Genomic DNA, 13,474 nt, shown 5'->3' with positions numbered 1-13,474 from the left:
TTGTCCGGCGCGCGCCGGCGCGGGGCGGCGGGGGGGCCGCCCGGCGTGCGCCCCGCCGCCCCCCCCCCCCCCCCGCGGGCCCCCCCCCTCCCCCCCCCCCCCCCCCCCCCCCCCCCCCGGGGCCTAACCCTCTCAGGGCCTCGTAAGACTCGGCGGCGCCGTGGTTGCGTTCGGGTTCCTGGTGGTCATGGATCGCGGCCGGCTGGGCATGAACGACATAACCCGCCCCACGCCAGGTGGGACGGGTTATGTGTTGTGCCGGCTGTACGGTCCGGGCCGCTGGGGCCGGGCCGGGACTTACTTACGCAGGGAGGCGGGGACCTCGAAGCGCTTGCCGTACTTCTTCGCCAGTTCGTCGGCGCGGGCCACGAAGGCTTCCTGGCCGCCCGGGTAGCCGACGATGAACTGGTGCACGCCACCGGTCCAGGCCGGGAACCCGATACCGAAGATCGAACCGATATTGGCGTCGGCGGTGGACTCGAGTACGCCTTCGTCGAAGCACTTCTGGGTTTCGATGGCCTCGGCGAACAGCATGCGGTCGATCAGATCCTGCAGCGGCACGGTGAAGTCACGCGTGGTCTTGAAGTGCTCCCGCAGCTGCGGCCAGATGTGGAGACGCTTGCCGTTCTCGTCGTACTCGTAGAAACCGGCCTTCTCCAAACGGCCCGGACGGCCCTGTTCGACCATGTAGTCGACCACGTCGATGGCCGGGTGCCGTTCGGTGCCCATGGCGGCGTCGCCGGCCTTGGCGGCGGCCTCGGTTTCCCGGGCGATCTTCTGCATGAGCTTCATGTTCAGCTCATCGGTCAGCTGCAGCGGCGGAGCCGGGTAGCCCGCCTGCGAACCGGCCTGCTCGATGGTAGCGGGCTCGATGCCCTCACCCAGCATGGCGATCGCCTCGTTGACGAAGGTGCCGATCACGCGCGAGGTGAAGAAGCCACGGCTGTCGTTGACGACGATCGGGGTCTTCTTGATGGCCAGGGTGTAGTCGAACACCCGGGCCAGCGCCTCGTCGGAGGTCTTCTCGCCCTTGATGATCTCCACCAGCGGCATCTTGTCGACCGGCGAGAAGAAGTGGATACCGATGAAGTCCTGCTCGCGCTTGACACCCTTGGCCAGGCCGGTGATCGGCAGGGTCGAGGTGTTCGACCCCAGCAGCGCGTCCGGGGTGACGATGTCCTCGATCTCCTGGAACACCTTGTGCTTCAGCTCGGTGCTCTCGAAAACCGCCTCGATCACGAAATCGACGCCGTCGAAATCGGCCACATCGGCGGTCGGCTTGATCCGGTCGAGCAGCGCCTTGGACTTCTCCTCGGTGGTCTTGCCCCGGGACAGCGCCTTGGCCTCGATCTTCTCCGAGTAGCCCTTACCGCGCTCGGCCGCCTCGATGGTGACGTCCTTGAGCACGACCTCGTAGCCGGCCTTGGCCGAAACGTAGGCGATACCCGCGCCCATCATGCCCGCGCCCAGCACGCCGACCTTCTTGATCTCGCGCTTGGGCACATCCTTCGGCCGCGAACCACCGTTGTTGATGGTCTGCAGATCGAAGAAGAACGCCTGGATCATGTTCTTCGCGACCGGCCCGGTGAGCAGGTGCACGAAGTAACGGGATTCGATCAGCGACGCATTGTCGAAATCGACCTGCGAGCCCTCGACCGCCGCGGCCATGATGGCCCGCGGCGCGGGCATATTGGCGCCCTTGAGCTGCTTGCGCAGGTTGGCCGGGAAGGCCGGCAGGTTCGCGGCGAACGCCGGGCTGGCCGGGGTGCCGCCGGGGATCTTGAAGCCCTTCTTGTCCCAGGGCTGCACGCCGCCCTCGGGGTTGGCCTTGATCCACGCCTTGGCGGCGGGAACCAGTTCCTCGATCGAACCGACCAGCTCGTCGACCAGGCCGATCTCCTTGGCCTTGGCGGGCTTGTTGCGCTGACCCTGCAGCAGCACACCCATCAGCGCGGTCTGCAGGCCGAGCATGCGCACGGTGCGGACGATACCGCCGCCGGCGGGCAGCAGGCCCAGGGTCGCCTCGGGCAGGCCGATCTGCGAACCGGGGACATCGGCCGCGATCCGGTGGTGGGTCGCCAGCGCGATCTCCAGGCCACCGCCGAGCGCGGCGCCGTTGATGGCGGCCACGACCGGTTTGCCGAGGGTCTCCAGGCGGCGCAGCGCCGACTTGATCTCGGTCAGTTCGGCCATCAGTTCGGGGCCGTTGTCCGGGCCGACCTGCATCATGTTCTTCAGGTCGCCGCCGGCGAAGAAGGTCTTCTTCGCGGAGGTCAGCACGACACCGGTGATGTCGTCCTTCTCGGCCTCGAGCCGGTCGACCGTCGCGGTCATCGACTTCTTGTAGAGGTCGTTCATCGTGTTGGCGCCCTGGTTCGGGTCGTCCATCGTCAGCACGACGATGCCGTCCGAATCCTTCTCCCAACCGATCATGTTGGCTTCGCTCACAGCTCTGTGTCTCCTTGTTGAATCAGTGACCGGTGGGATCAGACCCGCTCGATGATGGTGGCCACGCCCATACCGCCGCCGATGCACAGGGTGATCAGGGCGTAGCGGCCGTTGCGGCGCTCCAGTTCGTCGACCATGGTGCCGGTGATCATCGCGCCGGTGGCGCCCAGCGGATGGCCCATGGCGATGGCACCGCCGTTGACGTTCAGCTTCTCGTCCGGGATCTGCAGATCCTTCTGGAACTTCAGCACCACCGAGGCGAAGGCTTCGTTGATCTCGAACAGATCGATATCGTCGATGCTCAGCCCGGCCTTGGCCATCACCTTCTTGGTGGCGGGGGTGGGGCCGGTGAGCATGATGGTGCTGTCGGCACCGCTGGTGGCGGTGGCGACGATCCGGGCGCGCGGGGTCAGGCCCGAGGCCTTACCGGCCTCTTCGGTGCCCACCAGCACCAGCGCGGCACCGTCGACGATGCCCGAGCTGTTGCCGCCGTGGTGGACGTGGTCGATCTTCTCGACGAAGTGGTACTTCTGCAGCGCCACCGCGTCGAAGCCGCCCATTTCACCGAGGCCGGCGAAGGACGGGTTCAGCTTGGCCAGATCCTCCAGCGTGGTGCCGGGGCGCATATGCTCGTCGCGGTCCAGCACGGTCAGACCGTTCATATCCTTGACCGGGACGATGGACTTGGCGAAGTAGCCGCCGGTGGTCGCCTTGGCGGCCAGTTCCTGCGAGCGCACCGCGTAGGCGTCGACGTCCTCCCGGGAGAAGCCCTCGATGCTGGCGATCAGGTCGGCGCTGATGCCCTGCGGTACGACATAGGTGTCGTAGTTGGTGGCCGGGTCGAGCATCCAGGCGCCGCCGTCGGAGCCCATCGGCACGCGCGACATGGACTCCACGCCGCCGGCGAGCACCAGATCGTCGAAACCGGAGCGCACCTTCTGGGCGGCCATGTTCACGGCTTCCAGACCGGAGGCACAGAAGCGGTTGATCTGCACGCCACCGACGGTTTCGGGCAGGCCCGCGGTCAGCACAGTGGTGCGGGCGATATCGGAACCCTGGTCACCGACCGGGGAGACGACACCCAGGATGAGATCCGAGATGCGGTCCTCGTCGAGGTTCGGGAAGCGGTTACGCAGTTCCTGCACCAGGCCGGTGGTGAGATCGATCGGCTTGACCGAATGCAGCGACCCCTTCTTGTTGCGGCCGCGCGGGGTGCGGATGGCCTCGTAAATGTAGGCCTCTGTGGTCATATCGGAGTGTCCCTTCCTAGGAATACGCCCGCGCCGCGCCCTGGCGGAGCAGACGCGAGTTACCTCGCCGACCGGCCGTTCGACCGACCGTCCGTATTCAGTTGGCAGCGCTGACGGGCCGGTAGAACCCGCGCGGGCATACGCTGTACAAACCACGGCACGAACCAGCGGACGGGTATCCGGCGGCCCGCTCGTCACGGCCCACCATAGAACCTCGTCCCGCGGGAGTCCGCAGCCACCCGCCCATAGTACCGCCGGATGCGAACTCCGGTTAACTTAACGCGGTACAACCGGTGCTTGTCAACCGTTCAACGGGGTGGCGCCCAGCTCACTGGCCAGCAATTCCAGAGCGACCTCGTCCGGATCGCGCCGATGCTCCGGTGCGACCGGCCGCGCCGCGTCCTCGAACATCTCCTGTTCCTCCTCCGGTGTGGAAGGCGGAACGACCCCCGATCCGTAACCGTAATCGTCCGGGCCCGGATCGTCCGGTAGGTCCGGATAGTCCGGCGGCGGGATGTCGTCGTAGGGACTACCGGCTCCTCCGGGACCTGCGTTTCCGGCCCCGGCCGAGCCCGGCGCACCGGCCACCGCGTTACCGCCACGAGTCTGGCTCGGCCGCGAGAACCGGGGCGCACCAGCCGCTTTCCGGGCCGATCCGGGCGCCGCCCGGTCCGGTTCGCCCGCGCCACCCCGGCCGCCGGACCGTCCCGTGGCCGCGGTCGCGCCGGTATCCGCCTCGCGTTCGGTCGCGGAACTTCCCTCCGGCCCCGATACGCCGTCGCCGGACCCGGCCGCCGCACTCCCCGGCCGCCCGGTCCAGGATCGCCGCGGCCCGCCTCGGCGGCTCCCTTCGGAATCTCCCGATTCGGTATCCCCGGAACGCCGGCCGCCCCGCTCCCGGCCGCCGGGACCCCGGGTGACCTGCTGGCCCGCGACCACCCACCGCACGGGATGTTCCCGCCCGAGCACCGCGGCGACCGCCGAGCGCACCACCTGCAACGGCTGGGGCTGCGACAACCGCTGCACCAGCGCGGCATGGTGGGCGAGCACGATCTCGCCCCGTTCGACACCGGCGACGGACGCACCCGAGGTGAGCATCGCACCGAGAGTCGCCCCGGACTCCTTGACCTTCATCTTGATCTCCGACCACGCGGCCTCCACCGCCGCCAGCAACTCGGAGTCGCCCGCCGGACCAACCGGCTCGGCAGTCGGCCCGTCCGGACCGGAGGAAGGTCGAACCGGACCGGCCGCAGGTCCACTCACTCCGGTAGCAGGCCCACTTGCCCCGGTAGCGGGTCCATTCGGCCTGGTAACAGGCCCGGGCGGCCCAGCGGCAGGTTCTTTCGGACCGGCGCCAGGTCCGTCCGACCCGGCCGGACGGCTACTGGACGTTGCCGAGGATCCGCTCGGCTCACCTTGCTGTCGGTGCGGCTCACCGAGTGGTCCATCCGGACCAGCTGAAGATCCACGCGGTCCGCCAGGAGCTCCACCCGGCGCGCCAGAAGGCCCGCCCGGTCCATCCAGAGGTCCACCTGGACCGTCGAAAGCTCCGTTCGGCGCGACATCCGATCCATCCGGAGCGACGGAAGACCCGTCCGGGGCGGCGGCAGGTCCGTTCGGCGCGACAGGGGATCCGTGCGGCCCGGCAGAAGGTCCGCCGGGCCCGGCAAGCGGGCCGCTCGGCCCGGTGGACGAGGCGCCGCCCTCGGGAGACCGGGGCGAGCCGGACGCCGGCTCCGGCCGGACAGCGGCGCGGTCCGCGGCCGACTCCTCCGCGACCGGCCCGCGATCACCTCCACCAGATGCGCGATCAGATGTCCGAGGGCCGTCTCCCCCGCCGGCATCGGACGCGGCACCACCCCGGCCCTCGGCGCCGGCGGCCGGGTGGGCGTCCTCCGGCCGCTGCGGCCCCTTGGACTCCCGCAGCGCGGCCAGCGCCTCGGCTCCACGCCGGCGGGACGGATCGGCGGCCGGCCGAGCGGGTGCGGCGGGTTCGCCGGCGGCAGCGGGCGCGGAACTCGCCGGGGCCGCCACCGCACCGGCGGCCACCCGCCGTTCCAGCTGTTCGAGCCGCTGCAGGGTCGCCGCCTCGGAGGTGTCGGCCGCGGGCAGCAACATCCGCGAGCACACCACCTCGAGCAGCAACCGGGGTGCGGTGGCGCCGCGCATCTCGCCGAGTCCGGCGTGCAGGAGTTCGGCCGCGCGGGTGAGGGTTGCCTGCCCCAGCCGGGCGGCCTGCTCGCGCATCCGGTCCAGCAGATCGCCGGGGGCGGCGACCAGGCCGCGTTCGGTGGCATCGGGCACCGCCTGCATCAAGATCAGGTCGCGCAGGCGTTCGAGCAGGTCCACCGCGAAGCGCCGCGGATCGTGCCCGGCCTCCATCACCCGGTCGACCGTGCGGAACAGCGCCGCCCCGTCACCGGCCGCCAGCGCGTCGACCGCGTCGTCGATCAGCGCCACATCGGTCACCCCCAGCAGTGCGACGGCGCGCGCGTAGGTCACGCCGTCACTACCGGCGCCCGCGAGCAACTGGTCGAGAACGCTCAGACTGTCTCGCGGCGATCCACCACCGGCCCGGATCACCAGCGGATACACCGCTTCTTCCACCGGCACCCGCTCCTGCTCACAGATATCGCCGAGCAGGCCGCGCATCGTGGCCGGCGGCAACAACCGGAAGGGATAGTGGTGGGTCCGCGACCGGATGGTCGGCAGTACCTTCTCCGGCTCGGTGGTCGCGAAAACGAAGATGAGATGCGCCGGGGGCTCCTCGACGATCTTGAGCAGCGCATTGAAGCCGGCGGTGGTCACCATATGGGCTTCGTCGACGATGAACACCCGGTACCGGGATTCGGCGGGCGCGTAGAACGCGCGATCACGCAGCTCGCGGGTGTCGTCCACGCCGCCGTGGCTGGCGGCGTCGAGTTCGATCACATCGAGATTCCCGCCCCCGCCGGGCGCCAGGGAAACGCAGGAAGCGCAGGTCCCACACGGTGTGGAGGTGGGCCCCTGGACGCAGTTCAGCGATCGGGCCAGGATCCGGGCCGACGAGGTCTTCCCGCAACCCCGCGGACCCGAGAACAGATAGGCATGACTGATCCGCCCGGTATCGAGCGCGGTACACAGCGGGTCGGTGACATGCTCCTGGCCCACCACGTCAGCGAACGTTGCCGGTCGGTACTTCCGGTACAGAGCCACGGGGCGAGTCTATTGGCGCGGTCCGACGCGCGGGGCCCGAGGCCCGGCAAGGGGGCTGACAGCACCGGGTACCGGCGGCCGGCGCCGCCGGGCCGCGGATTTCCGCTCTTCCCATCGAGAGTTAACAGCGTTACGCTAACGCCACTAACCTACCGAGCCGGGGGCTTGCTCATGCTGATCCGCATCGCGCAGTTCGTTACGAGATTCCCGCGGGCGATACTCGCCGGCGCACTGGTCGTCGCATTGTTGTGCGGAATCTTCGGCGCCACCGCGGCGTCGGGACTCAAATCGGGTGGCTTCGTCGCCGCGGACGCCGAATCGACCCGCGCCGCCGATCTACTCGCCGACAACTTCGAAGGTGCCGCCCCCAACTACATCCTGCTGGTCGACTCCGCGGAAGGCGTCGACTCGGCGGCTGTACGGGCACGGGCCCTGGCGGCCGTCGAGACCATCCGGGGGCACGAGGACGCCGCGGAGATCCAGTCGTACTGGACCGCGCCCTCGCCCGCGGTGGCGTCGGCGCTGCGCAGCACCGACGGGAAATCCGGGCTGATCGCCGTTCATCTGGACGGCGACGAAACCGAGATGCAGGAAGCCGCGGGCGAACTCAGTGCGCAGGTCACCGGCACCGCCGACGGGGTCACCGTGCGCGCGGGCGGCGCCGCCGCGACCTTCCACGAGGTCAACGAGCAGATCACCCACGATCTGGCGGTCGCCGAGGCCGCCGCCATTCCGCTCACCCTCATCGTGCTGGTGCTCGTCTTCGGCAGCCTGATCGCCGCCTCGCTACCGCTGCTCGTGGGATTGTTCGCGATCGCCGCGACCCTGGCGATCCTGCGACTGTTCACGCTGTTCACCGACGTATCCATCTACGCGATGAACCTGACGACCGCGCTCGGCCTGGCCCTGGCCATCGACTACAGCCTGTTCATCGTGAGCCGGTTCCGGGAGGAACTCGCCAACGGCCGCGACCCCCGCGCGGCCACCGTGCGCGCCCTGCAGACCGCGGGCCGGACCGTCCTGTTCTCCGCGCTCACCGTGGCGTTGTCGCTGTCGGCGATGCTGGTCTTCGACCTGTACTTCCTGCGTTCGTTCGCCTACTCCGGTGTCGCGGTGGTGGTGGCCGCGGCGGCGGCCTCGGTCATCGTGCTGCCCGCGGCGCTGGTGCTGCTGGGACACCGGGTGAACGCCTTGGACTTGCGCGCCCCGCTGCTGCGACTGTTCGGCCGCACACCGGCTCCGCTCGGCGCCATGGTGCCGGAGCAGGCCGGCTGGTACCGGTTGGTGCTGCGGGTTATGCGGTTCGCGGTTCCGGTATCCGTGGTGATCATCGCGCTGATGCTGGCGCTCGGATCGCCTTTCCTCTCGGTGAAATTCGGCTATCCGGACGAACGGGTACTGCCCACCACGGCCGCCAGCCGGCAGGTGGGTGACGAGGTCCGCGCCGAATTCCCGCGCGCCGATCCGGGCGGTAACACCACGATCGTGCTCGACGGCTTCCACGACGAGAACGCCGTCGGGGCCTACGCCGCCCGGTTGTCCGAGGTCGGTGATGTCACCGGCGTGCTGTCGAGCGCCGGGGTCTATGTCTCCGGTAACCGGCTCGCGCCCACTCCACCGGGTATGGCCAACGACACCGGTACCTATCTCACCGTCAATTCCTCGCTCGACCCGTTCTCACCGGCCGCCGGTGACCAATTGGCCGAGCTCCGTTCGGTACCCGCGCCGGCCGTTCCGCTGTTCTCCGGCGCGGCGGCGATGAACGACGATTCGCTCGACGCGCTGGCCGACCGGCTCCCCCTGGCCGGATTGCTGATCGTGCTGGCAACCTTCGCGGTGCTGTTCCTGTTCACCGGCAGCGTCATCCTGCCGCTGAAAGCCCTGCTGCTGAACACCCTGTCGCTGACCGCCGCGTTCGGCGCCATGGTGTGGATCTTCCAGGACGGTAACCTCGAGGGCCTGCTCGGTTTCACCGCCGTCGGCTATCTGGTACCGACCATGCCGATCCTGATGTTCTGCCTGGCCTTCGGCCTCTCCATGGACTACGAGGTGTTCCTGCTGTCCCGGATTCGCGAGGAATGGCTGCGCCGGCGCGCCGGCCGGACCGGCCGCGAGTTCGCCGCGGAGGACAACACCCAGTCCGTGGCCGTCGGCGTGGCTCGCACGGGCCGGATCTTCACCGCCGCGGCCGTCCTGATGGCCATCGTGATCGGCGCGCTGACCACCTCCAAGGTGTCGTTCATCCAGCTGATGGGGCTGGGCCTGACCCTGACGGTCCTCGCCGACGCCACCCTCATCCGGGCGCTGCTGGTTCCGGCGCTGATGCGGCTGATGGGCCCGCTCAACTGGTGGGCGCCGAAACCGCTGGCCCGCTTGCACGCCCGGTTCGGTCTCAGCGAGGAAGCCGAGGAACGTCCGGCGACCACCGAACCCCCGGTCCGCGTATGACCGGGCGGCCGAGATCTCCACGCGGCTCCGGCGGGCGGTTACGCGCGGAGATCCTCACCGCTGCCCGGGAACTACTGGAGCGAACCGGCAACGTCGGGGCGGTCTCCATCCGCGCCGTCGCCGAGGCGGTCGGGGTGAGCGCACCCTCGATCTACCGGCATTTCGCCGATAAGGACGCGCTGATCGACGCCGCGGTCGCGGAGGTGTTCGAAGCGTTGAACACCGCGATGCACGAAGCGGTGGACCCGGCGGAACCACCCACCTTGCGCCTGCGCCGGCTCGGGTTGGCCTACGTCCGTTTCGCGCTGGACCACCCCGAGCAGTACCGGCTGGCCACCGTCCCCACCGCCGGCCGGGGAGCGGTGGATATGGCGCTGTCCAGCGGCGCGTTCCGCTACTTCGCCGCCACCATCGAAGAAGCCATGGCGGAGGGTTTCATCCGGCCCGGCGACCCCACCCCCATCGTGCTCGACCTGTGGGCGGCCGCGCACGGTATCGCCTCGTTGCTGCTGGCCAAACCCTACTTGCCGTGGGGCGATCCGATGTCCGCCGCCGAACGGGTGCTCGACGCGGCATGTTTCGGGCATGTGGTGAACGAACTGATCGGCCCCGGCGCGACACCGGAGGACAAAACCCGGTGGGTCACGGAATTCCGCGCCCGGATGGGCGAGTCCGGCACGGCGCCCGGCTGATTCAGCTGACCGCCTCGTCCGGTGCGGTGAAGGTGTTGCACTGGGCCGTCCGGTTGTGCTCCACGCCGACCCCGAACCAGCGGCCGCCGTTCTCCGGGGTGCCGTGATCACGCATATCACCGCGCTGATCACCGCGATGGTCGGCGTCGGTGCGGGCCTCGGCCATCTGCTCATCGGTCAGTGAACCGCCGTCGGCCGAGGACGCCAGATACATTCCGTCGAAACAGTTGGCCTGCAGTTCGATCCGGCGCGACAGCTCCAAACCGTCCGGGCTCTGCGCACCCACATCGACGCGTTCGCTGTTGGCGGCCAGCAGGATCCCGGACAGATTCTGGACGTGATGGCCGTACTCGTGCGCGAACACCGACAGGTAGACCACCCAGTTGTCGCCGTAGTAGTCGGTCTGCAACTGGCTGATCGGCATGTAGACGGTGCGGTTGGCCGGACAGTAGAAGGCGGCGAAATCACTGGTGGATCCGGTACACGGGGTGGAGATCCCGTCCGTGGTGGCCGAAACGTGCACGGTCGGCGGTTCGAACGGCAAGCCCGCGGCCTCCAGCACCGGCCGCCACGCCGACTCCAGGCATTTCTCGGCGCTGCCGAAGAACGCCCGGGCGGTGTCCTCGTCGGTCGACCATTCGGAGTACGGGCAGTTCGCCGGGACGAGTGTGGCGTCGGTATCGGTGAGCAGCGGATTGGTGGCGGTCTCCGCGGGCCCGGTCTCGCCGGTGTCGTAACTGTGCTCGGGCTGCGGTCCGAGGACGTTCAAACCGCCCGAATCCAGTGCGCCACGCACCAATGCGGCGAGCACGACGACGATCACCAGGAGCAGGATGCCGAGAATCCGCCCGCCCCCACTGCGGGGGCGGGGCTGACGCCCACGTGGCGGCCGCTGCGGAACCGGGGGCGGCATCGGCGGTGCCACGATCGGCCGGTAGCCGGGAACGGGACCGCGCGGCGGCGGGCCCGGACGCGGCGGATAACCGGGACGCGGCGGCGGATAACCAGGGGCGGGCGGGTAACCCGGGTACCCGCCCTGCGGCGGCGGGCGATGTGGTCGAGCGGGCGGTGCGCCGTGGGGCGGACGGCCGTGCGGCGGGATCGGTTGCCGGCCAGGAGGAACCGGCCCGCGGCCGTAAGGTGGTTGCGTCACGCCCCCGGACCCCCTGTAACTCTCGAACACCAACAGCCGCTGACGAAGGATAGCAAGCTGTCTACAGTTACGAGTCATGCTCACTTTTCGGGGGGGCGCCGCCGCGCTGCTACTCGCTTTGACCGGACTGTTCACGCTGTTCGCACCCGCCGCACCGGCCGCCCGGGCGCAGCAGCCCGCCGGTGTGATCCTGCACCTGGACATGACGCTCAGCCGCGAAGGTGTGCTCGAGGTGACCGAACGGGTGACGGTCCCGCCCGAGGGGCATTTCACCATGTCGCTACCGCTGCGGGTGCAGATCAGTGAGGATTCCGAACGCCGGTTCGCGGTCACCGATATCGAAACCACCGGTCCGGGTAGCGCGAAAGTCGCCGACGATCTGTTCACCGTCGATGCCGGCCCCGGCGAATCGACTTTCCGCTATTCGGTCCAGAACACCGTCAGCGATGCCGAGGGCAGCCAGGTGTTCCGCTGGTTCGGTGTGCTCAATGTCGATATCGCCGAAATCCACGCCACGCTCATCAGCCCCAGTTTCGAAATGGGCATCGTGGACTGCGTACTGGGCCCGATCGGCCAGACCAGGCCCTGCGCCCAGGTGCGGATCGAACCCGACGGCGTGCTGTACCTGGACCAGACGAACCTCCGCAAAGGCGAATCGGTCGATCTGACACTGCAGATCCCGCCCGGTACGGTCCCGGCCAATGCCGATATCACCGGCCCCGGGGATTCCCCCTTCGCGATCACCGGGCCCGTCCTCATCGCCTTCGCGCTGCTGCTCGCGGCACTGGCCGCCCTCGCCGGCTACATCGTCTGGGCACGCCGGCAATCCGCGCCCGGCGAACCGCTGCCGCCGCTGATCCGCGCCGACGGACGCACCCAGTTCAGCTCCCCCGCCGGTATTCTCCCGGGCGAAGCGGGCGTCCTGCTCGACGAGCACGCCGACCCCACCGATATCGCGGCCACCGTTGTCGATCTGGCCGTCCGCAACTATCTGTGGATCGGCCGCACCGGGGAAACGGAATGGCGGCTGGTCCGGGTGAATCCCGCCGACGACCAGCTGCGCCCCTACGAACGCGCGGTCTACGACGCGCTGCTGCCCGCGGGCACCGCCGAGGTCACTCTCGCCGACCTGCGCGTTCCCGGCCGGCTACCGGCCGAGCCGCTGCGCGCCGCCATGCTCGCCGACGCGGTCGAACGCGGCGCGCTCATCGCTCCGGCCCGCCGCCGCATCCCGCTGTGGCTGGGTGGCGCACTCGTCGCCCTCGGCGCCGCGGTGACGGTGGCCGCCGCGCTGCTGTCCGGCCACGCGCTGGTCGGCGTGGCGATCGCGCTGGCCGGCGCGGGTCTGCTCGGCGCCCAGAAATTCCTCCCGGCCCGCACCGCCTTCGGCCGCACCCTCACCGGCCAGATTCGCGGCCTGCAACAAGGCCTGGAACAGGTGACCACCGAGCAGATCCCGGCCGGCGACCGGGAACTGGTGTTCTCCCGCGGCCTCCCCTACATGATCGTCTGGAGCCGCGCCGACAACTGGGTCCGCACCTTCCGCGATCTCGACCCCTCCGCCGACGACGACCCGGGCCTGTACTGGTTCGGCGGCTTCGAAGCCGACCGCGACCTGCACCGCTTCGCCGGCCACTTCCCGTATTTCATCACCGCCGTAGAAGGACTCTTCCCACCCCGCTGACCCCACCTGAGCACCCCGGCCGGGCCGTAGCTCGGCTCGCCTTACGTCGCCATGCCGATCGAAGCACTCGGCGGCTGTCCACAGCCGTCCACAACATTCCCGGCAGCGGCCGAACCCGGCGATGCCCACCCGGGTTCGGCCGCACCCGTCCCGGCCCCGCCCAGCGGCACAGCCGAACTACCGATGTGTCATGTCGACAGAAGTCCCTGCACATCCACCTGCTCCGCGTTCGGCAATACCCCGCGCCGACTCCGATTCAACAGCCGGCCACCGGCGTATTCGCACACCCATCCCGGACCAGCCCCGGAAACAACGCAACAACGGCGGTGCGGCATCCAACGACGCCCTCAAGGGTTCACACAACCCCGAAAACCGAAGGCAACCACGGCGGCACCGAGTCCTACGAGGCCCTGAGTGGTTCACATAACCCGAAACCCAACGCAACCACGGCGGCACCGAGTCCTACGAGGCCCTGAGTGGTTCACATAACCCGAAACCCAACGCAACCACGGCGGCGCCGAGTCGTACGAGGCCCTCAGTGGTTCACATAACCCGAAACCCAACGCAACCACGGCGGCGCCGAGTCGTACGAGGCCCTCAGTGG

7 protein-coding genes are annotated in these 13,474 nt (G+C 69.3%); 3 read left to right on the top strand and 4 right to left on the bottom strand.

Annotated features, from left to right (window positions below):
- Positions 1 to 297: 297 nt before the first annotated feature.
- From QH276_RS02110 to QH276_RS02100, 3 genes are all read right to left on the bottom strand, one after another.
- A complete protein-coding gene (locus QH276_RS02110; RefSeq protein WP_280402839.1) occupies positions 298 to 2,448 on the bottom strand; it encodes a 3-hydroxyacyl-CoA dehydrogenase NAD-binding domain-containing protein in 2,151 nt (716 codons plus the stop codon).
- A gap of 38 nt (positions 2,449 to 2,486) precedes the next feature.
- Positions 2,487 to 3,698, bottom strand: coding sequence for an acetyl-CoA C-acetyltransferase (locus QH276_RS02105; RefSeq protein ID WP_280402840.1), 1,212 nt, complete (start codon positions 3,696 to 3,698; stop codon positions 2,487 to 2,489).
- A gap of 300 nt (positions 3,699 to 3,998) precedes the next feature.
- Positions 3,999 to 6,893, bottom strand: a complete 2,895-nt coding sequence (locus tag QH276_RS02100; RefSeq protein WP_280402841.1) for a DNA polymerase III subunit gamma and tau — start codon at positions 6,891 to 6,893, stop codon at positions 3,999 to 4,001.
- A gap of 171 nt (positions 6,894 to 7,064) precedes the next feature.
- On the opposite strand from QH276_RS02100, the gene QH276_RS02095 reads away from it, so the two are divergent.
- A complete protein-coding gene (locus QH276_RS02095) occupies positions 7,065 to 9,341 on the top strand; it encodes an MMPL family transporter (protein WP_280402842.1) in 2,277 nt (758 codons plus the stop codon).
- The gene (locus QH276_RS02090) at positions 9,338 to 10,033 is read left to right on the top strand and encodes a TetR/AcrR family transcriptional regulator (RefSeq protein ID WP_280402843.1); all 696 of its coding nucleotides are present in this window, start codon (positions 9,338 to 9,340) and stop codon (positions 10,031 to 10,033) included. The genes QH276_RS02095 and QH276_RS02090 overlap by 4 nt, the downstream gene beginning before the upstream one ends.
- 1 nt (position 10,034) lies before the next feature.
- Here the strand turns inward: QH276_RS02090 and QH276_RS02085 are convergent, their stop codons facing one another.
- Positions 10,035 to 10,856, bottom strand: coding sequence for a neutral zinc metallopeptidase (locus QH276_RS02085; protein WP_280402844.1), 822 nt, complete (start codon positions 10,854 to 10,856; stop codon positions 10,035 to 10,037).
- Between the two features lie 406 nt (positions 10,857 to 11,262).
- Between QH276_RS02085 and QH276_RS02080 the strand changes: the two genes are divergently transcribed.
- A complete protein-coding gene (locus QH276_RS02080; RefSeq protein ID WP_280402845.1) occupies positions 11,263 to 12,870 on the top strand; it encodes a DUF2207 domain-containing protein in 1,608 nt (535 codons plus the stop codon).
- Positions 12,871 to 13,474: the final 604 nt, after the last annotated feature.

The sequence above is a fragment of the Nocardia carnea genome (assembly GCF_029869215.1).
In the GTDB taxonomy this organism is placed as follows: Bacteria; Actinomycetota; Actinomycetes; order Mycobacteriales; family Mycobacteriaceae; genus Nocardia; species Nocardia carnea_B.
This window is presented reverse-complemented; position numbering and strand designations above follow the sequence as displayed.

What these genes read in the sequence shown, in the direction of transcription:
- QH276_RS02105 (WP_280402840.1), bottom strand. Translation starts at nt 3,698, where the DNA reads ATGACCACAGAGGCCTACATTTACGAGGCCATCCGCACCCCGCGCGGC.
- QH276_RS02090 (WP_280402843.1), top strand. Translation starts at nt 9,338, where the DNA reads ATGACCGGGCGGCCGAGATCTCCACGCGGCTCCGGCGGGCGGTTACGC.
- QH276_RS02080 (WP_280402845.1), top strand. Translation starts at nt 11,263, where the DNA reads ATGCTCACTTTTCGGGGGGGCGCCGCCGCGCTGCTACTCGCTTTGACC.
- QH276_RS02095 (WP_280402842.1), top strand. Translation starts at nt 7,065, where the DNA reads ATGCTGATCCGCATCGCGCAGTTCGTTACGAGATTCCCGCGGGCGATA.